The organism is Neobacillus phoenicis, from assembly GCF_047302305.1.
In the GTDB taxonomy this organism is placed as follows: domain Bacteria; phylum Bacillota; class Bacilli; order Bacillales; family Cytobacillaceae; genus Neobacillus.
Genome location: NZ_CP154847.1, coordinates 4,541,362 through 4,564,806, shown reverse-complemented (window position 1 = coordinate 4,564,806; position 23,445 = coordinate 4,541,362). Strand labels below are relative to the sequence as shown.

24 protein-coding genes, 1 pseudogene and 1 riboswitch are annotated in these 23,445 nt (G+C 38.7%); of the genes and pseudogenes, 17 read left to right on the top strand and 8 right to left on the bottom strand.

What is annotated here, in order from left to right; translation table 11 throughout:
• Window positions 1-132: 132 nt before the first annotated feature.
• On the top strand, window positions 133-3,630 hold the full coding sequence (addB, locus tag AA0X95_RS23380) for a helicase-exonuclease AddAB subunit AddB (RefSeq protein ID WP_413302175.1): 3,498 nt from the start codon (window positions 133-135) through the stop codon (window positions 3,628-3,630).
• Entirely contained in the window at window positions 3,623-7,405 is a 3,783-nt protein-coding gene (gene addA, locus AA0X95_RS23375; protein WP_413302173.1) for a helicase-exonuclease AddAB subunit AddA, read from the top strand. Before addB ends, addA begins: the two co-directional genes overlap by 8 nt.
• 44 nt (window positions 7,406-7,449) lie before the next feature.
• Here the strand turns inward: addA and AA0X95_RS23370 are convergent, their stop codons facing one another.
• The 6 genes and pseudogenes from AA0X95_RS23370 to AA0X95_RS23345 all read right to left on the bottom strand — a co-directional run bounded on the left by AA0X95_RS23370 (window position 7,450) and on the right by AA0X95_RS23345 (window position 9,449).
• The gene (locus AA0X95_RS23370) at window positions 7,450-7,668 is read right to left on the bottom strand and encodes a spore germination protein (protein ID WP_308080596.1); all 219 of its coding nucleotides are present in this window, start codon (window positions 7,666-7,668) and stop codon (window positions 7,450-7,452) included.
• 54 nt (window positions 7,669-7,722) lie between these two features.
• On the bottom strand, window positions 7,723-8,121 hold the full coding sequence (locus AA0X95_RS23365; RefSeq protein ID WP_413302171.1) for a spore germination protein GerPE: 399 nt from the start codon (window positions 8,119-8,121) through the stop codon (window positions 7,723-7,725).
• 2 nt (window positions 8,122-8,123) lie between these two features.
• Window positions 8,124-8,307: pseudogene (locus AA0X95_RS23360) on the bottom strand (spore gernimation protein GerPD).
• Window positions 8,304-8,918, bottom strand: coding sequence for a spore germination protein GerPC (gene gerPC, locus AA0X95_RS23355; protein ID WP_413302168.1), 615 nt, complete (start codon window positions 8,916-8,918; stop codon window positions 8,304-8,306). The pseudogene AA0X95_RS23360 and the gene gerPC overlap by 4 nt, the downstream one beginning before the upstream one ends.
• Window positions 8,919-8,970: 52 nt before the next feature.
• Window positions 8,971-9,210 carry a spore germination protein GerPB gene (locus tag AA0X95_RS23350; protein WP_413302166.1) on the bottom strand — a complete coding sequence of 80 codons (240 nt, stop codon included), beginning with the start codon at window positions 9,208-9,210 and terminating at the stop codon, window positions 8,971-8,973.
• Window positions 9,211-9,227: 17 nt separating this feature from the next.
• A complete protein-coding gene (locus tag AA0X95_RS23345) occupies window positions 9,228-9,449 on the bottom strand; it encodes a spore germination protein (protein WP_308080591.1) in 222 nt (73 codons plus the stop codon).
• A 260-nt stretch (window positions 9,450-9,709) separates the two neighbouring features.
• A riboswitch (cyclic di-GMP riboswitch) is annotated at window positions 9,710-9,796 on the top strand.
• A 128-nt stretch (window positions 9,797-9,924) separates the two neighbouring features.
• On the opposite strand from AA0X95_RS23345, the gene AA0X95_RS23340 reads away from it, so the two are divergent.
• The 14 genes from AA0X95_RS23340 to AA0X95_RS23275 all read left to right on the top strand — a co-directional run bounded on the left by AA0X95_RS23340 (window position 9,925) and on the right by AA0X95_RS23275 (window position 19,453).
• The gene (locus AA0X95_RS23340; protein WP_413302163.1) at window positions 9,925-10,266 is read left to right on the top strand and encodes a DUF192 domain-containing protein; all 342 of its coding nucleotides are present in this window, start codon (window positions 9,925-9,927) and stop codon (window positions 10,264-10,266) included.
• A gap of 16 nt (window positions 10,267-10,282) precedes the next feature.
• Window positions 10,283-10,471, top strand: a complete 189-nt coding sequence (locus AA0X95_RS23335; protein ID WP_413302161.1) for a Flp family type IVb pilin — start codon at window positions 10,283-10,285, stop codon at window positions 10,469-10,471.
• 131 nt (window positions 10,472-10,602) lie between these two features.
• Complete coding sequence (locus AA0X95_RS23330; RefSeq protein ID WP_413302158.1) at window positions 10,603-11,112, top strand: prepilin peptidase; 510 nt, start codon at window positions 10,603-10,605, stop codon at window positions 11,110-11,112.
• On the top strand, window positions 11,109-11,492 hold the full coding sequence (locus AA0X95_RS23325; RefSeq protein WP_413302155.1) for a TadE/TadG family type IV pilus assembly protein: 384 nt from the start codon (window positions 11,109-11,111) through the stop codon (window positions 11,490-11,492). The genes AA0X95_RS23330 and AA0X95_RS23325 overlap by 4 nt, the downstream gene beginning before the upstream one ends.
• Window positions 11,493-11,501: 9 nt before the next feature.
• Window positions 11,502-12,419 carry a pilus assembly protein TadG-related protein gene (locus tag AA0X95_RS23320; protein WP_413302152.1) on the top strand — a complete coding sequence of 306 codons (918 nt, stop codon included), beginning with the start codon at window positions 11,502-11,504 and terminating at the stop codon, window positions 12,417-12,419.
• A 10-nt stretch (window positions 12,420-12,429) separates the two neighbouring features.
• Window positions 12,430-13,143 carry a Flp pilus assembly protein CpaB gene (cpaB, locus tag AA0X95_RS23315; RefSeq protein WP_413302149.1) on the top strand — a complete coding sequence of 238 codons (714 nt, stop codon included), beginning with the start codon at window positions 12,430-12,432 and terminating at the stop codon, window positions 13,141-13,143.
• Between the two features lie 16 nt (window positions 13,144-13,159).
• The gene (locus AA0X95_RS23310; protein ID WP_413302146.1) at window positions 13,160-14,002 is read left to right on the top strand and encodes an AAA family ATPase; all 843 of its coding nucleotides are present in this window, start codon (window positions 13,160-13,162) and stop codon (window positions 14,000-14,002) included.
• Window positions 14,003-14,015: 13 nt separating this feature from the next.
• A complete protein-coding gene (locus AA0X95_RS23305) occupies window positions 14,016-15,464 on the top strand; it encodes a CpaF family protein (protein ID WP_413302143.1) in 1,449 nt (482 codons plus the stop codon).
• On the top strand, window positions 15,461-16,429 hold the full coding sequence (locus AA0X95_RS23300; protein WP_413302140.1) for a type II secretion system F family protein: 969 nt from the start codon (window positions 15,461-15,463) through the stop codon (window positions 16,427-16,429). Before AA0X95_RS23305 ends, AA0X95_RS23300 begins: the two co-directional genes overlap by 4 nt.
• Window positions 16,430-16,432: 3 nt before the next feature.
• On the top strand, window positions 16,433-17,356 hold the full coding sequence (locus AA0X95_RS23295; protein WP_413302137.1) for a type II secretion system F family protein: 924 nt from the start codon (window positions 16,433-16,435) through the stop codon (window positions 17,354-17,356).
• Window positions 17,357-17,461: 105 nt separating this feature from the next.
• On the top strand, window positions 17,462-18,370 hold the full coding sequence (locus tag AA0X95_RS23290; protein ID WP_413302135.1) for a fumarylacetoacetate hydrolase family protein: 909 nt from the start codon (window positions 17,462-17,464) through the stop codon (window positions 18,368-18,370).
• A gap of 100 nt (window positions 18,371-18,470) precedes the next feature.
• Window positions 18,471-18,830: a YisL family protein gene (locus AA0X95_RS23285; protein WP_413302132.1), complete on the top strand. Its 360-nt coding sequence runs from the start codon at window positions 18,471-18,473 to the stop codon at window positions 18,828-18,830.
• Window positions 18,831-18,906: 76 nt separating this feature from the next.
• Window positions 18,907-19,179, top strand: a complete 273-nt coding sequence (locus AA0X95_RS23280; RefSeq protein ID WP_413302129.1) for a ubiquitin-like small modifier protein 1 — start codon at window positions 18,907-18,909, stop codon at window positions 19,177-19,179.
• Between the two features lies 1 nt (window position 19,180).
• Window positions 19,181-19,453 carry a hypothetical protein gene (locus tag AA0X95_RS23275; protein ID WP_413302126.1) on the top strand — a complete coding sequence of 91 codons (273 nt, stop codon included), beginning with the start codon at window positions 19,181-19,183 and terminating at the stop codon, window positions 19,451-19,453.
• Window positions 19,454-19,500: 47 nt separating this feature from the next.
• On the opposite strand, the gene AA0X95_RS23270 is transcribed toward AA0X95_RS23275, so the two are convergent.
• On the bottom strand, window positions 19,501-21,333 hold the full coding sequence (locus AA0X95_RS23270) for an aldehyde ferredoxin oxidoreductase family protein (RefSeq protein WP_413302124.1): 1,833 nt from the start codon (window positions 21,331-21,333) through the stop codon (window positions 19,501-19,503).
• Window positions 21,334-21,562: 229 nt separating this feature from the next.
• On the opposite strand from AA0X95_RS23270, the gene AA0X95_RS23265 reads away from it, so the two are divergent.
• Entirely contained in the window at window positions 21,563-22,591 is a 1,029-nt protein-coding gene (locus AA0X95_RS23265) for a ThiF family adenylyltransferase (protein ID WP_413302122.1), read from the top strand.
• Window positions 22,592-22,638: 47 nt separating this feature from the next.
• On the opposite strand, the gene AA0X95_RS23260 is transcribed toward AA0X95_RS23265, so the two are convergent.
• Entirely contained in the window at window positions 22,639-23,202 is a 564-nt protein-coding gene (locus AA0X95_RS23260) for a DUF2777 domain-containing protein (protein ID WP_413310197.1), read from the bottom strand.
• Window positions 23,203-23,445: the final 243 nt, after the last annotated feature.

Here is a 23,445-nt window from a genome sequence, read left to right as displayed (position 1 = left end):
ATCGTGTTTTTTTTGCGGAAAAATACCAATTATGGTTTTAATCACAGTAATCAGATACAAACATTTGTACTGCTTTTTATGATAAAATGAAAGATAGAGATTTTGACAGTTTATAGGAAGTGAGGTTGGCATATGTCATTAAGAATGGTAATTGGACGATCAGGAAGCGGCAAAACATCCCTGATTCTTGACGAAATTCACAATCGGCTGATCAATCAACCAGAGGGTACTCCCATTATATATATTGTTCCTGACCAAATGACATTCTTATCCGAATACCGCTTAGCTACTGACCAAAAGCTTGGGGGAATGATTCGGGCACAAGTATTTAGCTTCTCCCGGTTAGCATGGAGAATTCTTCAGGAAACAGGCGGAATAAGCCGGGTGCATTTAAGTAACGTCGGAATTAACATGTTAATCCGAAAAATTATTGATGAGCAAAAGGATCAATTGAAGCTTTTTCAAAGGGCTGCAGATAAGACTGGATTCGTTCAGCAAGTAGAGCAAATGATTATCGAATTTAAGAGGTATTGCATTAGCCCAGAGGAACTAATACAAGCCCCAAAACAAGCAGGATTAGTAGAAACCTCAGGTTCAACTGCCTTAAATGATAAATTAATGGATTTAGAAGTCATTTATCAAAAATTTGAAGAGGAGATATTTGGTAAATATATTGACTCAGAGGATTATTTTCGTCTTCTATCAGAGAAGATATCCAGTTCTTCCTATTTGAAAGAGGCGGAAATCTATATTGATGGATTTTATAGCTTTTCCCCTCAGGAATATCGTGTGCTGACTGAGTTGATGAAACATTGCCAAAGGGTTTCCATCGCGTTGACAACGGAGCACCTATCAGTACAATCTGAACCAGATGAGCTTGATTTGTTTCGTTTATCAAGTGAGACCTGCTACTCCATTTATGATTTGGCAAGGGCTCAAGGGATAGAAGTAGAGGAGCCTGTTATCCTGCAAGAGCAAAAAAAATGGAGTCATCTTTCCTTACGTCACTTAGAGGGAAATTTTGATGCCCGCCCGGCAAATCCTTTTTATGGGAAGACGGAAATCAATATTTGCCAAGCGGTCAACCGTCGAGCTGAAATTGAAGGTATTGCAAGAGAAATCCGACGCTTAGTTAGAGAAAAAGGGTACCGCTACCGTGACATCGCCTTATTAATCCGTAACGGACAAGACTATCATGAAATTGTTGAGCCAGTATACGAAGATTATCAGATTCCTTATTTTATTGACCAAAAACGGACGATGTTAAATCATCCTCTTATTGAGCTAATCCGCTCAACTCTGGAAGTCATTAACACATACTGGCGCTATGAATCTATTTTCAGAGTCATTAAAACTGAATTAATCTATCCTTTACAGGAAAATCCGATTAAAATGCGGGAGAAGATGGATAGACTTGAAAATTACGTCCTTGCTTACGGCATTAATGGAAGTAAGTGGACCAAAAAGGACCGCTGGAGTTACCGGAGAATTAGAGGGCTAGAGTTAGATGTAAATGGACAAACCGATGCCGAACGCAAAATGGAGCAGGAATTAAATGAGTTAAAGTTAATGGTAACGGCGCCGCTTCTTCGCCTTTCAAGGCGATTAAAGAAGTCTGATAATGGACGCAAACTTTGCGAAGCCATCTATTTATTTTTAGAAGAATTAGATATTCCTGAGAAGCTTGAAAAGTGGAAAATAGAAGCAGAAGCAAAGGGTAATCTCGTGAAAATGCGAGAGCACGAACAGGTGTGGAATGCGGTCATTGATTTATTAGATCAATATGTAGAGATTTTAGGAGACGAACCGGTCCCGTTAAAATCCTTTGCTGCTATCTTAGAATCTGGATTTGAGTCTTTACACTTTTCCCTGATTCCACCTGCACTAGATCAAGTACTAATCGGAGACTTAGAGAAGTCAAGATTAATGGATATCAAGGTCTGTTTCGTGGTTGGCGTCAATGAAGGAGTATTACCAGCGAAAATTTCAGAAGAAGGAATACTATCAGATGAAGATCGGGAAATGCTTCTTTCAGCAGGCATCAACGTTGCACCAAGCAGTCGAACACGTTTGCTGGATGAGAATTTTCTAGCTTATAAAGCTTTTACTGCACCCGCTGAGGAGCTTTACGTAACCTATCCATTAGCAAATGATGAGGGGAAAGCTCTAATTGCCTCTTCGTATATCAAGAGGATAAAAGACATGTTCCCTGAGGCGAAAGAACATTATTATGTTTCAGACCCAGCAGAATTGCCGGAAGAGAGCCAGTTAAGCTTTATTACAAACTTCACCACAACATTGTCTTATTTGACTTCCCAACTACAGCTGAACAAACGAAATTATCCGATTTCAAACCTCTGGTGGGATGTATATAACTACTATTTAGAAAGTCCGGGAAAGGAAAAGGCAAAAAAAGTGTTTTCGAGCCTTTTTTATACAAACCAGACGGTTCAGCTGTCTAAACAGGTAGCAGACGAATTATATGGTGATACCATACAGGCGAGTGTATCGAGAATGGAATTGTTTAATAGCTGTGCTTTTACTCATTTTGTTCAGCATGGTTTGAGGCTTCGGGAAAGACAAATTTTCCGCTTGGAAGCGCCTGATATAGGAGAGTTATTTCATGCGGCTATAAAGTATATTTCTGACACAGTTAATACACAAAACATCTCATGGGCGCAGTTAACGAAAGTGCAATGTGAGGAATTATCCAAAGAAGCAGTCAATGCCATAGCTCCAAAATTACAAAACGAGATTTTGTTGAGTTCCGAGAGGCACCATTATATCAAGCGGAAATTAGAGCAAATTATTACCCGTGCTTCACTTGTGTTAAGTGAGCATGCAAAAGTAAGTGGATTCTCCCCAATCGGATTAGAATTGGGATTTGGAGCAAATGCGGAGCTGCCGCCATTAAGTTTTCCGTTGAAAAATGGAAAGCGAATGGAGTTAGCTGGGCGAATTGATAGAGTTGATCAAGCAAAGAGTGAAGACGATAATGTGTTCTTAAGGGTAATTGATTATAAATCAAGTGAAAAAGACGTTCATTTAAGTGATGTATATTATGGTCTCTCCCTGCAAATGATCACCTATTTGGATATTGTTATGACCTACTCGAAGGAATTAGTGGAGATGGAGGCAAGTCCGGCAGGTGTCCTTTATTTTCACGTTCATAATCCGCTTATTAACTCCACAAAATTGTTGACGATGGATGAAATCGAAGCAGAAATTATGAAAAAATTTAAGATGAATGGTTTATTGTTAAGTGATCAAAGTGTAATCAAACTAATGGACCAAACACTTGAATCAGGTGATTCGCACATTATATCTGCTGGAATTAAAAAGGATGGTAATTTAACCAAGCGTTCAAAAGTTGCTAGCATGGAGCACTTTAATGACTTAAGAGATTATGTAAGGACGCTGTATCAGAAATCGGGGAACGCTATCGTCGATGGACATGTAGAGATTTCTCCATATAAACAGAAGGACAAAAAGGCTTGTACCTTCTGTCCATATAAATCAGTTTGTCAAATAGATGAAGGAATTGAAAGTAGCCCTTACCGTGTGATTACACCATTATCAAATGATAAGGTACTTGATTTAATCCGAGAGGAGTTGAGCGGAAATGAGTAATTCTTTCATCCCTCCCAAACCTGCAGATGCTACTTGGACCGAAGATCAGTGGAAAGCGATTATGGCTAAGAATAGAGATATTCTCGTAGCAGCTGCGGCAGGATCAGGAAAAACGGCAGTCCTTGTTGAAAGAATCATTCAAAAGATTCTGTCAACCGATGACCCCATCAATGTGGATGAATTATTAGTGGTGACATTTACGAATGCTTCTGCTGCAGAGATGAGGCACCGAATTGGAGAAGCGTTAGAAAAAGCGATTGATGCGGATCCTGCTTCTCGGCACTTGCGAAAGCAACTCAGTTTACTAAATAAAGCCTCGATTTCCACTCTTCACTCTTTTTGTATGGAGGTTATTCGGAAGTATTATTACTTGATTGATGTGGATCCCGGGTTTCGAATCGCAGATGAAACCGAAGCACAGCTAATTAGAGATGAAGTAATGGACGAGCTTTTTGAATTAGAATACGGCAAACCAGAGAACGAAGCCTTTTTTAACCTAGTTGATTCGTTTACGAGTGATCGAAGTGACGATGCGCTACAGGATATTGTACGATCGATTTATGATTTTGCCCGTTCAAATCCGTTACCAGAGCAATATTTACAATCTATTGTCGATATGTATAACGTTGTTCCGACAACAAATATTGAAGATCTTCCATTTGTCCAGGCCCTTCTTTTTGATATTGAATTACAATTGGAAGCTGCAAAGGAAATGATAAAGAAGGGCTTGGAAATCACCAAGCTTCCGAATGGCCCAGCACCTAGGGCGGAGAATTTTTTAGATGATCTCCATGTAATTGATACCCTAATAAAAGCGAAAGAAGTTTCTTGGGAGACATTATATCAAGCAATGCAAACCTGGTCCTTTTCACGTGCAAAGCCAGTGAAGGGTGATCACTTCGATAAGGAATTAGCAGAGAAGGCCCAAAAACTTCGTGAAAAAGCGAAGAAGAAAATTCAAGATATCGGTGAAGAACTCTTTTCGCGTAAGCCAGATGGGTTCTTGCGTGATATGGAAGAAATGAAACCGTTAATTGAAACACTTGTCTATCTTGTAAAAGACTTTGCTGAGCGGTTTGAAAAAGCAAAGAGAGAAAAAGGTTTAGTGGACTACGCCGATCTCGAGCATTTTTGTTTGCAAATATTAACGGGGGAAAATTCCAGTGAAAGTGAATTTCAGCCTTCAGAGGCAGCACTTGCATACCGGAGACATTTTAAAGAAGTCTACTGTGATGAGTATCAGGATACAAATATGGTGCAAGAAACAATACTGAAGCTAGTGACAAAGGATGAGGAGCAATTTGGCAACCTGTTCATGGTCGGGGATGTGAAACAATCCATTTACCGGTTCCGGTTGGCAGAGCCAAACCTGTTTTTAGGCAAGTATAATCGATTTACTGTTACTGGTGAATCAACAGGATTGCGAATTGATTTGGCACGAAATTTTAGAAGTAGAAAAGAAGTACTCGAGGCGACCAATTATTTATTCAAACAAATCATGGGTGTAAGAGTTGGTGAAATCGAATACGATGAAGCAGCAGAACTGCGGAATGGGGCACCGTATCCAGACGAGGAACCATTTCCTGTAGAGCTGATTCTTATCGATCAAAATGCTGAATCACAAGAAACGCCTGAGGAAACAGAAGCAGTGGCTGAAATGTCCCAGGCTGGATTTGATGCAGCAGAACTTGAACAATCTCAGCTTGAAGCCAGAGTAATGGCTGCTAAAATTAAAGAATTAGTCCAACAGGGTTCACCTGTTTATAATACGAAAACGAAGACGAACCGTCCGTTAATGTACCGAGACATTGTCATTCTGCTAAGGTCCATGACGTGGGCACCGCAAATTATGGAGGAATTTAAACAGCAAGGAATCCCTATCTACGCTAATTTATCCACTGGATATTTTGAAGCAACCGAAGTAGCGATTATGATGTCCTTGCTCCGAGTGATTGATAATCCTTCCCAGGATATCCCGATTGCATCCGTGCTGCGGTCACCTATCGTCGGTCTAAATGAAGAGCAACTTGCTAAAATCCGGATTCACCAGAAAAAGGGGTCCTTCTGGGATGCTGTTACCGCTTTTTGTCAAAGCAAGCCTGACGAGACAACTGAAACCTTTTATGAAAAAGTCCGACGCTTTTATGATGCTTTAACAGAATGGCGTTCCATGGCAAGACGAGGTTCACTGTCGGAGCTAATCTGGCAGTTATATCGTGATACTCAGTTCTATGATTTTGTAGGCGGTTTGCCGGGTGGAAAACAGCGCCAAGCTAATTTACGAGCTCTTTATGACAGAGCACGGCAATATGAACAAACCTCTTTCCGTGGGTTATTCCGCTTTTTACGATTTATTGAACGAATGATTGAAAGAGGGAATGACTTAGGCGCTGCTAGAGCTTTAGGTGAGCAGGAGGATGTTGTGAGGGTTATGACCATCCACAGCAGTAAAGGGCTCGAATTTCCGGTCGTATTTATGGCAGGAATGGCAAGACAATTTAATTTGTCCGATATTCGTAAACCATATATGCTAGATAAAGAATATGGATTTGCTGCAAAGTATGTCAATATAAAGAAGCGTATATCATATCCGTCGCTGCCACAAATTGCTTTTAAGCGAAAGAAGAAAATGGAAATGCTCGCCGAGGAAATGCGTGTATTATATGTGGCAATGACAAGGGCAAAAGAGAAGCTATATGCAACGGCCACCTTAAAAGATGCCTTAAAAAAAATCGATCAGTGGAATGATGTCTCATCTAATACAGAATGGCTGTTAAAGGATTATGAAAGGGCATCAGCAAATAGCTACATCGATTGGATAGGTCCTGCACTTATTCGCCATCAAGACTGCGGCGAATTGCGAACTAGAGGTGAAGTCAATATACTAGTTCCATCAGAAATTACCAATCATCCTTCTTCATGGAACATTTCATTACTAAATGCGGAAGAAATCAAAAAACAGGAACTAACGCTTGAACTGGAACAAGACCACTTTATGGAGATGGTACAAAAGGCAGAGCCAGTACCAGTAGAATCCCTTTTTGCTGAGGAAATACAAGACCGATTAACATGGGAATATTCTTATCCAAGCGCAGCGATTCATCGTTCAAAGCAATCGGTTTCTGAAATCAAGCGGAGCAGGGAAATAGCGGATGAACATAGCGGTACAGAACTTGTTCGACAATTTAAGAAGACCATCTCAAAGAGACCTAAGTTTATGCAGGAAAAACAGTTGAGCCCTGCTGAGCGGGGGACAGCCATGCATATGGTGATGCAGCATGTGGACCTATCAAGACCAGTTAGCGAAGAGTCGATAAAGAATCAGCTTGATTGGATGGTAAAGAATGAGTTGCTAACCCCAGAGCAAGCTGAGGTTATTGATTGCAAATTAATTGTTCAGTTTTTTCATTCAGAATTGGGGCAAAGATATTTTCATGCAAAAGCTATTCATAGGGAAATCCCGTTCACACTCTCGCTTCCTGCAAGAGAAGTTTACCCAAATTGGAAAGATACAGAGGAAGCAGTTTTTGTACAAGGTATTATCGATTGTATTCTTGAAGATGAAAACGGATTGGTATTAATTGATTATAAATCTGATGGTATTACAGACAGATATAAGGGTGGTTTTTCACAGGCAAAACCTATCCTTGAAGAACGTTACAAGCTGCAAATTAATTTATATACAAGGGCAATTGAACAGATTTGGAAAAGAAATGTTGTAGAAAGATATCTATTTTTCTTTGATGGAGCCCATATTTTAAAGGTTAATAAATAAAGATAATAAAAAAATGAGGCTGACATTGAGTCATCCTCATTTTTTTAATTATTACCCGCTATAGGCTGGTCAATAAGGTTTGTATCAAGAACATTCGTACCGCTTAATCCATTATTGGTTATAATGAATCCCCCAGTATTAAATGCTCCTGAACCTGCATTAGTTTTGGAGCCGCTTTTCGGTGAAATATATAAGGCATCCCCAAACTGCACAATTCCTCCGCCTACATTAACGATTTGTACTGGACCGATAATCGCTGGCATCAAAAACATCCTTTTCCTTGGCTGATTCCATATAATATCTAACCTATGCGGGGATCATTGTCCTTGTTCTTGATCTTCCTCTCTAGGAACAGGAAGAAGCTGTCTGAAATGCTTTACCCGGACCTCCATCGAAACATGCTGACTATTACCTACGTGTAACAGGGAGGAAGATGAAATTGCGATGATATCAATGTTATGAACCTTAATAACTGGATTTAAGTGATGCTGAGAGAATGAGAAGTACTCGTTAATTGATTCGAAAGGAATTGGTTCGGAAAAGACAGGATAGGAAATAAGATCCCCTTCATTCCCATAAAACTGTTCTGCTTCCCTTTGTACAGCGAGTGCTTTAGAAAATCCATTAATAATACAGGAATCTCCTAGCTGGAGGATAGAAGCAAACGAAACGATGTCTATATTGATTGCATCTACACATGATGTTCTTGTAAGCATGATCAAGTCACGTCCGATTGCAGCGGTACAAAAGGTCCAATGATTAAAGATTCAGGTGGGGTATCAAAAGTCGAGGCTAATTGAATCGATTCCGTATCGCCTACCAAGACTAATGATGAGCTGGCAACCCCAATAATTTTTATATTTTGGACGTTAAGCTTCTCGATTATAGACTTCAAAGTTCATTCTGCTTTCATCCCTTTCACGTGTTCTGGCAGGTTCTTGAAGAAAATAGCCACACCATTTTTTATCTCCTGCTTAATCGATTCGATAATTATGTCATCTATATTTTCATTCTCCGCTGAACGGTTATTTTGTAAATTCATTTTTAAATGTTGTTCGACTCTGTTAGGTAACTGTTTAGTAATATCCTGCTTGATAAAGGATAAGTAGGCGTCATTTGGTGGGACCTCTAATTCTCTTTGGGTGTATTCAACTATTGAAGGTAAATCTGTTTCAAGATATCGGTAAATGGCTTCTTCAATTTTCATAGATCTCTGCATTTGATCTTTTGGTGGTGGAGGAACGTTTAATGATTGATTTTGTACCGCAAAGTCTTCAATTTCAGACAAATCGGAAGGATTAAGGCCGATGTTTAAGGTTCCTTCAAGAGTTTCTACCTTCAATTGATCAAATTTATATTCAATTTTATCGACTCGAATAGGCTGCTTCTCCTTTATTTGCTTCATTTCTTCTTGCATTTTTTGAACGGTAGCCTCCAAGGTAACGATCCTCTTTTCCTGTGCTTGAATATACATTTGCAGCCATTGAAGATATTGAGAATAATCCTGATACATGATATCACCTCACAATAGATAGTCTCGAAGAACCCAAAAGAAACGGAAAGGATTATTTGTCTGTGTTTTCATGTTTTCTAACAGCTGCCTGTAATGGAACGGCTGGTGTACCTACTAAACTTCCTATAGCTTTTATTGGCTTAGGTGCTGGAGCTGTAAATCCACCGGTATTATATAGATATGCTGAAGGTTTTATCATTCCAGCACTTCCAATTTGCATAACAGATGAATTGGAAATACTTCCAATTCTTATAAAACTAATTTGAATTGACTGCTGAATATAGTAATTCATTTTAGACCACCCATTTATTATGCGTTGAGGGTAATTGGTTGATCGATTCCATCTTGGTCTGATGTATTTGTAGAACTCATGTTGTTGTTTAGACGTAAACTCTCCCCTGTATTAAAGGAACCAGCTCCAGAGAAAGTTTTGGCAGTAGAAAATGGCATAATTTTATACACATCACCAATATGGAAAACTGAACTGCTTCCAAGGGTAATAACCTGTGCAACTCCAACGATGGCTGGCATGATCAACATCCTTTTTATTGGTATCTATAAATTATATGTATGGGCGATTGTATGGTGAATGATTCGCCTAAATAAATTGGCAAGGGAGGTAAATTGAGGATTATATACGAATTTTATGTCGATTTTATAAGGGTATAAGTCGAAAATAGGTATAATTACCTAGTGTTTTCGACTAAAAATAGTATTTTAGTAGGATGCTCTCTGAGGGAAAAAAGTTCTATTATGTGATTAAGAGATCAGTCGGACAAACAAACACTGATTCTCGATAAAGGCAAAACTGATGAAAATCAGTGACGCAAAGCTAAAGGGGCTAAGGTGCTTTTGCACTACGCCAGCCAGTTACCGAAAGAACAGGGTGTTTCATATTAGTACTACTATTTACTCATAGGTTTCCTATGTCTATTTAGTCAGTCTATTTTACTAACCCCCCTTTCGGTAAAGGCGGGGTTATTTCTTTTATTCGGAGGTGAAATACGTGAAAGTCGTGAATCTGTCAAACGGAGCGGAACTGGCAAACAATCTATCAACAGCTGATACCTTTTTTAAAAGATTAAAAGGGCTGATGTTTTCGAAAAGTTTACCAGCAGGACACGGCTTGTTAATTCGACCCTGCCAATCCATTCACACATTCTTCATGAATTATTCCATCGATGTCCTTTACTTAAGTGAAGATTTTGAAATTGTAGGCCTGGACGAAACGGTAAAGCCTGCAACAGTAGGAAAGTATCACAAAAGAGCAAAGTCAGTATTAGAATTGCCAGCAGGCATGATTCAAAAAACAGAAACAAAAATTGGAAACTATTTAACTATAAATTGAAAAGGGGTTTTTACAAATGATGAAAAAAATGAAAGCTTTATTTACTGAAGAACAAGGACAAGGTATGACTGAGTATGGGTTAGTTTTAGGACTAATTGCGGTTGGCGCTGTAGCAGTACTATTAATAATGAAAGATCAAGTTGTTAAGTTATTTACGGATGCTAAGGACGCTTTAATTGAGGCTGGTGCAGGCGGAGAAGGTTGATTAATAGTTAATAATCTAGAAACTGAATTTCTAATACAGCCTTGCGTGCGAAACAAACGTGAGGCTGTTTTTCTTTAAACATAAATTAAGCGCTGTACTTTAACTTCTATAAGGAAAGGAGAGGAGTTTATGTGTGGAGTACCTATTTATTAATTATTCTCTTAATCATATGTGTAATTACCGACTTAAAGGAACGAAAAATATATAATAAGGTCTTATTTCCCTTTTTGATAATAGCATGGATTGTTCACGCCATTACCGGTGGGTGGCATGGCTTAGCAGAGGCGCTCCTTGGTACGGTAGTTGGTTTGTGGATTTTATTAATCCCTTATCTCCTTGGAGGAATGGGGGCGGGAGATGTAAAACTCCTTGCAGTAATTGGCGGTTTAAAAGGTATCAGTTTTGTATTAATGGCATCAATATACATGGCATTGGCAGGAGGGATTATGGCCATCCTATTTATTTTTTATCGTAAAGGATTTTTAAAGAAAATATTGTACCTAATGCATGGTCTGCGGCATGGGATGAGACTTTCCTTACTCGAGGAGAATGATTCGGTCAAAACCACTCTTCCTTACGGGGTAGCCATCGCTGCAGGGGCCATCTTTCAAGCTTACTTTCCTGGAGTCATTTCTTTATGAAAAAGGATGAGCGTGGCCAATCTTTGGTGGAAACAGCGCTAATTATTCCTATTTTTCTATTGATTCTGGTAGGAATCTTAGATTTCGGTAGAGTGATTTATTCCTATGCGCACTTGCAAATGGCTGCGCAGGAAACGGTTAGGCTAGGTGGTCTAGGTAAGAAGGATGCTGATATTTCAACTTTCGCCCACCAATACGTGCATTTAGGGGACCAGACAAAATTACAGGTGAATATTACTCCAGCGGATACAGTCAGGCGTTCGGGAGACTATGTAACAGTAAAGCTAACGTATCCGATGAACTTTTTGACACCTTTGATTTCTAAGTTCTTCCCCTCTAATTTTGCCATCGAAACAAGTTCAACGATTCGCGTAGAGTGAGGGATAAAAATGCGAAAATTTTTTATTAGATTCCTAAAGGATGAAAAAGGGAATGTCCTCATCCTGGGTGCAATTTCGCTAATGACAATTCTATCCATGGCAGGTCTGGCGATAGATGGAAGCCTAATGTATATGGAAAAAGCGAAGTTACAAAAGGTTGCAAATGCAGCCGTTCTTTCAGGTGCACAGGAGCTGCCGAATACGGAACAAAAGGTCACTAGTACAGTTCAATACATTTTAGACTCTCATAAATCTTCTAGTACGTTATCAAATCTAGATATTAACATGGGGAGTAAAGTTACCATACACTTAACGAAAACAGTAAACCTAACGTTTATGAAAATATTTGGTCTTGATAAAACAGACGTTACAGCCAGAGCTACGGCAGGTTTGGGAGCAATTGGAAAAGCAGTAGGTGCCGCTCCATTAGGGATCGACGAGAGTGTGATTCTGGAATATAACAAAACTTACCAATTGAAAGTTGATTCTTCAGGAGTTTCATCAGGGAATTTTGGCATCTTGGCACTTAGTGGACCAGGAGCAAAAACCTATGAACAAAATTTGCGGTACGGCTACCAAGAGGAACTAAAGATTGGCGATATTATTGATACGCAAACAGGGAATATTGCTGGTAAAACAAGAGATGTAATTCAAGAACGAGTAAATGGTTGTACACAGCCACCCGGCGATTATAGTTTACGTAGCTGTTCAAGAATAATACTTGTCCCGGTTTATAAACCTTACAACTATTCTAGTAATCAATTAAAACAGGTAAAAGTCACAGGTTTTGCCTATTTCTATATTACGGATCCAATGAGTTCGAAAGATACTTCAATAAGTGGAGTTTTCATAAAAAGGGCTGGAGCAGGGACGTTTGATGAAGGTGCGAAGGACAGAGGAGCATACAGCATACGATTAACGGAGTAGGTGAAGCAAATTGAAGCCGAAAATGGTATTAATTCTCTCACTTGTGATGGGAATGATCACAACATTTTTGTTTTTTCAAAATACGAAACAAATGGGTACACAAAAGGTTTCAACCGTTGCAACGGTTGGAGTGGTAGTGGCAAAAGAAAAAATAGATAAAAATGAAAAAATTACGGACGAAAAATTAGAAGTGGTACAAAAATCGGCAAAAGATGTACTTCCACAAACGATAAAATCTGTGTCGGAAGCAGAAGGAAAACTAGCATTAACGATGATTGAAAAAGGGGAGACCATACTATCTCACCGACTTGGATCGGAGAAAGAAGAAGGGGTTTACGTATCAAGGAAAGTCATGGAAGGATATCGAGCCGTGACAGTAGGAGTGAACATTAACCAGTCTGTTTCCAATTTAATTGAGCCTGAGGATGAGGTGGATGTGATCTTTACAAAAGTAACTAAAGATGCTACTGGTAACCCTATTACACAATCAGAATTATTGCTTGAAAAAGCAAGGGTTTTAGCTGTAGGAAGAAAAATGCAGACACCTGAACAGAAAAAGGAACCTTATACAGAATACAGTTCCGTAACATTAGAACTAAAACCTGAAGATGCACTTAAGCTTGTGAAAGCATCGGAAGAAGGAAAGATTCACTTGATTCTAAATAAGCGCCCAATTATGGATGAAGGAACAAAAGAAACAATTACAAGTCAAAACAATATGTAATGGAAGGTGACGATTCATGACAGGCCAGGATAATATGCAAACAGCACAACAAAATATGGATCCACAGCGTGGTAAGATGATTGCTGTTTGCAGTGCGAAAGGCGGGATTGGTCGTACCACACTCACCGTAAATTTAGCTGTAGCATTAAAGAAGAAGAATGCCTCTGTCGCTGTTTTGGATGGAGATTTTCAATTCGGTGATGTAAACCTAGCAATGGATTTAAAATTTTCACTTACTATAAAGGAAGTTTTAGAAGGAATAAGTTCAATTGATGAACACAGCCTGACCAATTATTTGGCCGTGCATGACAGCGGAGTGAACGTTTTATCTGCGCCAGAGAGACCGGAATTTGCTGACTTAGTTACGAATGAAGCTGCTAATAAAATTGTAGATCTTCTACTGGCTGGTCATGATTATGTTGTGGTCGATACACCAGTGGGCTTAAACGAGCCATCAATACGTTTTATTGAAAGAGCCCATCAAATCTTAGTTGTCACAAACTTGGAGATGGCTTCTTTAAAAAATACAAAACTATTTTTAGAAACACTCGAAATTCTAGGACTTAAAGAAAGGGTTCGAATCATCATTAATAGAGCAAATATGGAAAGTGTCATAAATGCCACGGATGCTGCAAAAATATTGGCTGCAGAGGATCCAATTTATATTCCTAATGATTTTCAGATTTGTTCGCAATCCATTAATCTGGGTGTTCCTTTTGTCGTTAAACATGCGAAATCAGAAGTGGCAAAAGGCATATTTAAAATGGCAGAATCCTTATCCAGCGGGACTAGAGTGATTACTCCTAAATTGAAAAAAAATCATTCTATTTCTAAATGGTTTTCCAAGAAACGATCGTAAGGGGGTTGATTGAATGGGGTTATTAAATCGAATCCAAGAAAAGAACAATCAATTCGTTACAGAACCCAAAAAAGTTGATACCATTTTTGAAAGTCCTACTCCTTCACCCATGTTAGAAGTTAGGCAGGTCATTAGGGAACAAAAATCCAAAGAGACTAAAAAAGAAAGTAAAAGAGAAACAGTAAAGGTTCGTCAACTTGACAAAAACCAGGAACTAAAGAATGTACTCCATAAAAAAATATTACATGAGCTAAAAGAACAGGAAATTGACGAAATCATCCCGCAACTAGATGGTATGGCTGTAGACATTATTAAAGAGGATGAGGATTTCCGTGGTCAGATCGATAGAAAAAAAGTCGTTAATGAACTAATAAATGATTTAACAGGCTTTGGTCCGATTAATCCGCTTCTTTTGGATGAGGACGTATCCGAAGTTATGGTAAATGGACCAAATCAAGTGTATTGTGAGCGGAAAGGAAAGCTAGTTCTAACACCGGTACAATTTCGTGATAATGAACATGTGATGAGCGTTATTGAAAAAATTGTTGCTCCACTCGGTCGAAGAATTGATGAAAGCTCACCAATGGTGGACGCAAGGCTTCCAGATGGATCTCGTGTGAACGCGATCATTCCTCCTTTGGCCTTAAATGGACCAACCATTACCATACGTAAATTTTCAAAGGATCCTTATCAAATTGAGGATTTAATCAATTTTGGAACCGTTACAGAGGAAATGGCTATTTTCCTTGATGCATGCGTAAAAGCAAGATTAAATATGTTTGTAAGTGGTGGAACAGGTTCAGGGAAAACAACAACATTAAATGTCTTGTCCAATTTTATCCCCGAGGATGAGAGAATCGTCACCATTGAGGATGCTGCCGAAATACAATTAGGGCAAGAGCATGTTGTATCATTAGAATCCCGACCACCTAACATTGAAGGAAAGGGTGCGATTTCCATTCGAGACCTTGTTAGGAACTCATTAAGGATGAGACCTGACAGAGTCATTATTGGTGAGGTCCGAGGGGGAGAGGCCCTTGATATGCTCCAAGCCATGAATACAGGGCATGATGGGTCACTAGCTACTGGCCACTCAAACAGCCCAAGGGATATGATTTCTAGGCTAGAAACAATGGTTCTATTAGCTGGTGTGGACCTGCCTATTAAAGCAATTAGAGAACAAATAGCAGGTGCCATTGACGTAATTATCCAACAATCTCGTTTAAAAGATGGTTCGAGAAAAATTACTAATATAACAGAAGTACAAGGGATGGAAGGCGATATTATTGTTCTTCAAGATATTTTTACCTTTCAACAAGAAGGCTTGAGCTCTGAGGGTAAAATTATAGGCAGGCTGGTCCCAACGGGAGTAAGGCCGAAATTTTATGAGAAGCTGGAGGCTTCTGGTATTCATATCCCAGCATCAGTATTTATTGATCATCAAGAGGAGTGGAGAAAATGATGCCCCTGCTCTTACTTTTCTTTTTACTCTCATCCACTTTATTCTTTCTATTTATTTTTAAGTTGTTTTTTCGGTCGGAAAATAAATTACAAAGTCGAATGCAGCATTACCTATCCATTGAGGAAGAAGAAAAGTTAAGCAGAGAAAAAGTGGATGGCAAACAACTCTCTTTTATAAAAGTGATGAAAGAAAGAGTTCAGAAGAAGGTTCTAACGAAAGAAAAGAACAATCGGCTTGAATTAAAAATAGCCCAAGCAGGTTTGCCGTTAAAACCTGAAGAATATATTCTCTTCCAATGGATTTCAACGGCGTTTATGGGTGGAGTATTCTACCTATTAACGGATAACTGGTTATTTCTCCCTTTTGGTGGTGTCATTGGTTTCCTGCTCCCCAAATGGTATCTTCAGAAGAAACAAAAGGAACGGATTACAAAGTTCAATGAAGGACTTGCAGACATGATTACTACCATCGTGGGAAGTTTGAGAGCAGGCTTTAGCTTTCCACAGGCTTTGAAGTCGGTGGCAGAAGAAGCGGCGGCCCCTATTAAAGAAGAAATTGATTATGTTATTAAGGAAATGCAATTTGGTAAAGGGATTGAAGATGCTCTCAAAGATCTGTACGAACGAATGCCAAGTGAGGATTTAGATTTGATGATTCAGGCAATCTTAATCCAGCGGCAGGTTGGGGGGAATCTTGCTACAGTACTTGATAAGATTATCGAAACAATTCGGGACCGAACAAAAATTCAGAGACAAATTACAACTCTTACAGCCCAGGGGCGTTTGTCAGGCTATGTCATTGCCTTATTACCAGTCATTCTTGGTTTTCTTCTTTACTTAATCCAGCCCGATTATATTGGAGGACTTTTTCATAATCCTATTGGAATGGCAATGGTTGGAGCAGGTGTAATTTCAGGTATTATCGGTTTTGTTTTAATTAAAAAAATCACTACCATCGAGGTGTAGGAGATGATTTACCTTTCACTATTTTTAACTGTCACTTTAGGTATCTATGGTATTTTTAATCTAAAAAACCAAAAAAAGGAGTCAGTTCAAGAACGGCTAAATTTCTTTATATTAAATAATGAACAAGAGAAGATACCTGAGGTTGATGAAGAAACACATCTGTCCTTTTATAAACGATTTATTATGCCTTTATTTATAGAATTTAAAAAGAGTTTTAAAAAGAGAATGCCAGGGGAAAAAGAAGCCAAAATTGATAAGAAGGTCCAAATGGCAGGTAGTCCCTTTGGCATGACGGCTGTTGATTTCCGATTAATTCAGATGATTTCCATTATTGTCCTTCCACTTATCTTTTTTGGTTACGGTGCTATATTAGATGCTGGAAAAGGTATAGTTATAGTCTTTATTATTTTTGGAATCCTTGTTGGTTTTTTCGTCCCCCATTTCTATTTAAAGCAAAAAACAAAGGTAAGGAACCATATGGCACTAAGAGAGTTTCCAGATATATTAGACCTTCTGACAGTTAGTCTAGAAGCAGGACTGGGGTTTGATGCAGCGATCACTAAAGTAGTGGCAAAAAAGGAAGGTCCTCTAGCTATGGAGTTACATCGCTGTTTGGAGGAAATTCGTCTGGGTAAAACTCGAAGAGAGGCTTTGTCGGGGATCAAAGAAAGACTGGATGTAGATGAAATAAAAGCATTCATTGGCAGTGTTCTTCAGGCGGAAAAGCTTGGAATTGGGATGGTTCAAGTGTTGAGAGTTATTGCTAATGAAGTGAGAGAACAGCGAAAACAGCGGGCCGAAGAAGAAGCAATGAAGGCTCCAATAAAAATGCTCTTTCCTTTAGTTCTTTTTATTTTTCCTAGTTTATTTATCGTATTGTTGGGCCCTGCAGTTATTCAAGTTATTGAAACTTTTAAAAATGGATAAACCCTTTGCTGATGCAGCAAGTGGTTTATTGTGCAACTAATTTGTTAGATTGTTCTGTTTATTCTATTATGATAATAGTAATGAATTTATTTTGAGGTGATAATTATGAGATTTGTAACAGTTCAACAAAATCATGAAAACTTTGTTGGGGTAGTAGATGCTGAGAATAAAAAGGTCTTATTATTAAATACAACAGAGGAAGCAAGGACTGGTAATAAGGCATTTTCTGATACTATGCAAGAGTGTATTGCACTAGGCGACACTTTTATTGATCAAGTTCAAAACCTGCTGGATTGGGTAGAAACTAGTGGGAAAACTGAAACCTATTATCTTCCTATCGGAGAAGTCACCTTGCTCGCTCCTATACCAAGGCCAAGCAAGAATATCTTTTGTGTAGGAAAGAATTACGTTGAACATGCGCTTGAATTGGGAAGTGCTGACGATATACCAGAACATGTTATGGTATTTACGAAGGCCCCTACTACTGTTACTGGGCCGGATGCAACCGTATTAAATCATCAAGCAGTAACGGATCAACTTGATTATGAAGGAGAACTAGCTGTCATTATTGGGAAAAAGGGAAGAGGAATCCAAAAAGAAGAAGCGCTTGATTATGTTTTTGGCTATACCATTATTAATGATGTGACTGCTAGAGACCTTCAAGCTAAGCATAAGCAATTTTTCATAGGGAAGAGTTTAGATACTACTTGTCCAATGGGACCTTGGATTGTGCATAAAAGCTTAATTGAAAATCCTAACCACCTACATATTGAGACAAGAGTAAATGGTGAAGTAAGACAAAGCTCTAACACGGAGAAGTTTATATTTCCAATTGAAGAAATAATCTCTGTTCTTTCAGCTGGCATGACACTTGAACCGGGAGATATTATTGCAACTGGAACTCCAGCAGGGGTAGGGAAAGGATATAACCCTCCGAGATTTTTAAAGCCGGGAGATCAGATGGAAATTTTTGTAGAAAGTATTGGGACATTAACAAATACGATAGAAAAATAAAGGTATCTAAGTTTGTTACTATTTAGACATACTAATCTTCGTATTTTTGAATTGCCTATGGTATGATAGTCTCTAATAACACTCTTAAGGAGGCCATTAAATGATTCACGGTCATATTACAGCTTGGGTTTTAGCCCTAATTTTATTTTTTGTTGCACTTTCCTTACTTAAAGGTGGAAATGCTAAAGGCGCAAAAATTGTACAAATGATTTTACGAGTATTATACATACTTATTATTGCTTCAGGTCTAGGACTTCTTTTCATGGTTCATACAATTGATGTCTGGTATATCTTAAAAGCAGTTGTAGGACTATGGGTGATTGGATTATTTGAAATGATTCTTGGACGTGTAAAAAATAACAGAAATACATCAGTTTTCTGGATCCAGTTTATTGTTGCTTTCCTACTTGTTTTATATCTAGGCTTTGTAAAACTGCCTATGTCATTTTTACATCCTTAAAAAAAGAGGGACAGTCCCCCAGCGCTTTAGCGCAGTGGGGGACTGTCCCCTTTACTAGAGAGAGGGGAGAAATTGAATGATTGTAAAGGTTTTTGCTAATCTTCGGCAAATATGTGGTGGGGTAACTGTAGAAGTACAGCCAGATGGTGATCGAGTCATAGATGTTTTGGATAAGATGGTCGAAATGTTCCCAGAGCTACAAGATGAAATATTTACTTCTGAGAAAACACTCCTTCCATTCGTTCATGTATATGTGAATGGCAAAAATATCATCCATCTTGATGACCTTCAGACGAAAGTAGATGAAAAGGATCAATTTGCCCTCTTTCCGCCCGTTGCAGGTGGTTAATATGGAAATGAAAGAATTAGAGTTTCGCGGAATTAACCGGGAACACCTTGGCATGTATTTTGAAGAACTTGGAGCAACTCTAGTAACTGACACGTTTCCTTACACTTATAAAGCTGATGAATGGAGTGGGCAAATTTTATCCGAAGAAGAAATTGCCTTCACCTCTGTATTTAAAGTCAATTCAGTCCAGATTCGATTTATTGCACCGAACGATAGTGAACTTGAAGAGCTTATTAAAAATTACCGCTATAAAACTACTAGAATTGGTGGTTAAAAAAAAGAGGAAGACTCAAAATTTGGAGTCTTCCTCTTTTTTTAATGCTAGATTGTTGGAGTTACCTCAGGTCCAATAATCCCTAATTCGCGAAGCTTTTCTTCTGTTGCTACGCCATCTTTCCAGCCGCGGACTTGATAATATTCTTCAAGCATGATATCCATACGGCTTACATGTCCGGCACTATTACCCGATGCTGGTTCTTCTGTAAAGCGTTTTGGAAGGAAATCATCTTCCCGCTTATTAAAACCTGCTAGGTTATTATAATGGCGCTCAAGGTTGTAAATTCTTTCTCCAGCCTTCATGACATCCTCGGCTGTCAGAGAAACGCCAGTCATAGCACTATACTGCTCAGCATAATGCTCTGCATTTTCAGAGAATGAAGAGAACTTACAGATGTTCATAGAATCAGAGAAAGCAAGCATATCTTGGAATATCTTTAATAGTTCACCTTTACCTTCTGGTTTTAGGCGGTCGGTTGGTTCCGGAATCCCAGCAATTTCACTTGCTACAGTATAGCCACGGAGGTGACAGGCACCGCGATTACTAGTTGCATATCCTAATCCAATCCCTTGAATTCCGCGTGGGTCATATGCAGGGATAGATTGGCCCTTAACAGACATAGATAGTTCAGGAGCTCCCCAAGATGCAGTAGCGCGTGCAGGACCTTCGGCAAGAATACCGCCAAATCCTTCACGGAAAGCAATTTTCTTCGTTAATTCGATCATGGAATCAGCATCTCCCCAGATTAACTCCTCTGAAATGATACCTTTCTCGAAAGCTTCCATAGTAACAGAGAAGCAATGGCCAAGCTCAATGGTATCGAGACCATACTCGTTACATCGGTCAATCATATATGAAATCGCTTCTGCATCACTTAATAGACAGTTAGAGCCAAGTGACCAAGCAGATTCAAATTCAATACTCTCTACGCGTGTCTTATACTTACCATCTTTTACTTCTACTTCAATTTTACAACCGACTGGGCAGGCATGACAGGTATTGTTGGCAACACGTAAATGTGTGTTTACATACTCACCACTGTGTTTTTCTGCTTCATCCCAGTGTGTTAATTGAGAGTTCTTAGTTGGAAGAGCTCCTACCTCATTAATAAGATTCGTTAATACGTTGGTTCCGTAAACAGAAAGTCCGCCCTTATTAGGTGCAGTTAATCCGCCATCTAGAATTGCTTTTACAGCTTTTTTGTTCGCTTCTTTATACTCACTGTCTAATTTAGGCTGTGGCATATTTCCTTTTTGCGCTGCTTTAATGACAATAGCCTTTAATTTTTTATAGCCTGCAACAGCAGCTGTACCACCACGTCCTGCTGAACGGTCATGTTCATTGATAAATGAAGCAAAGCGAACAGTGTTTTCACCCGCTTGACCAATGGTCATAACACTAAGGTCATCTTCACCATACTGATCTTTCATTGCTTTAATAAATTCTCTAGTGCTTGTTCCCCATAAGTTAGAAGCATCGCGAAGCTCAGCTTTTCCTTCTTCAATATAGAGGTATACTGGCTTATCGCTTTTTCCTGAGAAGATAAGATTATCGACTCCTGCCCACTTCAAACGTGCAGCAGTCCATCCGCCGATATGTGAATCAGTTACTGTTCCTGTAAGTGGAGATTTCGTAACAACACAAAGACGTCCACTCATGGAAGAGCGTGAACCAGTCACCGGGCCTGTCATAAAACATAAGATGTTCTCTTCGGAAAGCGGTTCCACTTCTGGTCCGTTATCAAGTACATACTTAACTCCTAGGCCACGGCCACCTATGTACTTAATCGCATCTTCTTCGTTAATAGGTCTGTAATCAACAGTTCCATTGGTTAAGTCAACTAACACTTCTTTGTTCTTAAAACCACCTAGATTCAAAGTTTTTCCCCCTCTTTCAATAAAATTATTTACTAATCTCTTATCATATTAGATAGTAAGATAAGAGATTTCTCCAAAATTTAGATATATATCCAATTTTATTATAACTTCTTTTAAGTTTTTTTAAAATTAAAATTTTTCAATGGTGCAGAGAAAATAATTTGGTAAGATAATAGTAAAAACATATTGTTTTCATAGTAAACAAGTTAATAAGGAAATGAGGAATATTATGAGTGATTTAGAACGGTATTCCAGACAAATACTTTTTAAAGAAATTGGTGAAGCAGGACAACTAAAGCTATTAAAGAGTCGAGTAGCAATTGTAGGTGTGGGTGCACTTGGTACGGTCATTGCAAATCATCTTGTTCGGTCAGGTGTTGGCCTCATTAGGCTTATAGATAGAGACCTCGTTGAATTATCGAATTTGCAGAGGCAAACTCTATTTGATGAAGAGGATGCCAAACTAAATTTACCAAAAGCTGCTGCAGCAAAAAACAGACTAAATAAAATAAATTCAACCGTCACAGTGGAAGCGGTCATCACCGATATAAATCTTGATAATGCCGAAGAATTATTAAATGGATTTGATGTCATTGTGGACGGGACGGACAATTTTACCACACGCTTCTTAATTAATGATGTATCAGTAAAGTACGGAATTCCATGGGTTCATGGGGGGGCTGTAAGCTCTAGAGGAATGTTTACGGTCATTAAACCAGGGGAGACACCTTGTTATCGATGTCTTTTCCCCCATGTTCCAACAGCAACAGGTGAAACCTGTGATACGGTCGGCGTGTTGTCCCCGTTAACGGATATCATTGGTTCTTTTCAGGCAATGGAAACAATCAAACTATTAGTAGGGGCAAAAACTACTCCTAACTTGGAACAAATTGACATTTGGGATCTAATATCCATGCAAATGGATATATCCAACGGAAGAAACCCTGCTTGCCCTTGTTGTGTAAAAAAGAAGTTTGATTTTCTTGACCGAACTTCAGAACATCAGGTGGCCTATACCACGCTTTGTGGTCGAGATACCGTTCAAATTAATCCAAGAGATAAGCGTGAGCTGGAATTGAAAAAGGTTGCGGAGCATTTAAGGGGAAGTGGTAAAGTGTCTGGTAACGACTTTTTGCTTAGGTTTTCACCGGAGGAAGATCTATCAATTGTGATTTTCAAAGATGGACGTGTCCTCATACATGGAACAAATGATATCGTACGAGCAAAATTACTCTACGCAAAATATATTGGAAGCTAACACTCATACCATAATAAAAAAGGCCTGGAATGCACCAAGCCTTTTTATTAAGAAATAATTTTTTCAATGATTAACCGTTTTCCGGTATTTAAGGTGAATTCAAACCGGTCATTGACCTTTTCGAAGTAGCAAAAATGATGCTGCACGTTACAAATCTGCTCTTGATTATCGAATACTAAGAAGTTTACACCATCTTTCCGGTGTTCATCCGACAAGAAAGATAAATGGTTATAACAATAAATACAATCGTAAATAGAGAAATTCAATGAGTTTAAAGTTGTGATAAATTGAAAAAAGGCATCATCATTAACTCCATCCAAAAGTCTCTCAAGTGAGTACACTAAATGCTTTCTTATTCTTATTAAATCGTGGTCACGAAATAATATAACTTCCTTCCCGCACTTGATCTTCCCTGGTTCGTTTAAAATACCTTTCCTCCAACGATTGAGGCGAAAAATCTCTACTTCTTGATGAATAAAATCTTCTAACATTGTAGCTTCATCTGTTTCCTCGTCGAAAAAGATCCATTGATTATTAATTTGTTCCACAGTTCCTTCGTTAAAGGCCCGATGCTGGATATCGTATAGCTTTAGTCGTTGTTGTCGATTCATCATTAACCTCCATGCCATTTACGTTCATTCTTCTTTGTAGACATCTTTGTGTCTTTTTATAACTTGTTTATTTCAAAAAAATTTTTTAACCTTGTTAGCTAATCTCACAAGAATAAGCCCAGGGAGTAATGGTTTCATATAGTCTTGATAATTGTCTTTTTGAGAAGAGCCCTTCCGTTTTTGTAGGACAATTAACCAATGAACATGGGCTGAATACAATGAACCATGTAATCAAGGTTAATA

Coding starts and splice junctions, on each gene's coding strand:
- AA0X95_RS23370 (WP_308080596.1), bottom strand. CDS start 7,668: ATGCCAGCGATTATCGGTCCAGTACAAATCGTTAATGTAGGCGGAGGA.
- AA0X95_RS23305 (WP_413302143.1), top strand. CDS start 14,016: ATGGGGTTATTAAATCGAATCCAAGAAAAGAACAATCAATTCGTTACA.
- AA0X95_RS23325 (WP_413302155.1), top strand. CDS start 11,109: ATGAAAAAGGATGAGCGTGGCCAATCTTTGGTGGAAACAGCGCTAATT.
- AA0X95_RS23265 (WP_413302122.1), top strand. CDS start 21,563: ATGAGTGATTTAGAACGGTATTCCAGACAAATACTTTTTAAAGAAATT.
- AA0X95_RS23365 (WP_413302171.1), bottom strand. CDS start 8,121: ATGCTTACAAGAACATCATGTGTAGATGCAATCAATATAGACATCGTT.
- AA0X95_RS23350 (WP_413302166.1), bottom strand. CDS start 9,210: ATGAATTACTATATTCAGCAGTCAATTCAAATTAGTTTTATAAGAATT.
- AA0X95_RS23345 (WP_308080591.1), bottom strand. CDS start 9,449: ATGCCAGCCATCGTTGGAGTTGCACAGGTTATTACCCTTGGAAGCAGT.
- AA0X95_RS23295 (WP_413302137.1), top strand. CDS start 16,433: ATGATTTACCTTTCACTATTTTTAACTGTCACTTTAGGTATCTATGGT.
- AA0X95_RS23320 (WP_413302152.1), top strand. CDS start 11,502: ATGCGAAAATTTTTTATTAGATTCCTAAAGGATGAAAAAGGGAATGTC.
- AA0X95_RS23280 (WP_413302129.1), top strand. CDS start 18,907: ATGATTGTAAAGGTTTTTGCTAATCTTCGGCAAATATGTGGTGGGGTA.
- addB (WP_413302175.1), top strand. CDS start 133: ATGTCATTAAGAATGGTAATTGGACGATCAGGAAGCGGCAAAACATCC.
- AA0X95_RS23290 (WP_413302135.1), top strand. CDS start 17,462: ATGAGATTTGTAACAGTTCAACAAAATCATGAAAACTTTGTTGGGGTA.
- AA0X95_RS23300 (WP_413302140.1), top strand. CDS start 15,461: ATGATGCCCCTGCTCTTACTTTTCTTTTTACTCTCATCCACTTTATTC.
- AA0X95_RS23335 (WP_413302161.1), top strand. CDS start 10,283: ATGATGAAAAAAATGAAAGCTTTATTTACTGAAGAACAAGGACAAGGT.
- AA0X95_RS23285 (WP_413302132.1), top strand. CDS start 18,471: ATGATTCACGGTCATATTACAGCTTGGGTTTTAGCCCTAATTTTATTT.
- addA (WP_413302173.1), top strand. CDS start 3,623: ATGAGTAATTCTTTCATCCCTCCCAAACCTGCAGATGCTACTTGGACC.
- AA0X95_RS23260 (WP_413310197.1), bottom strand. CDS start 23,202: ATGAATCGACAACAACGACTAAAGCTATACGATATCCAGCATCGGGCC.
- AA0X95_RS23275 (WP_413302126.1), top strand. CDS start 19,181: ATGGAAATGAAAGAATTAGAGTTTCGCGGAATTAACCGGGAACACCTT.
- gerPC (WP_413302168.1), bottom strand. CDS start 8,918: ATGTATCAGGATTATTCTCAATATCTTCAATGGCTGCAAATGTATATT.
- AA0X95_RS23310 (WP_413302146.1), top strand. CDS start 13,160: ATGACAGGCCAGGATAATATGCAAACAGCACAACAAAATATGGATCCA.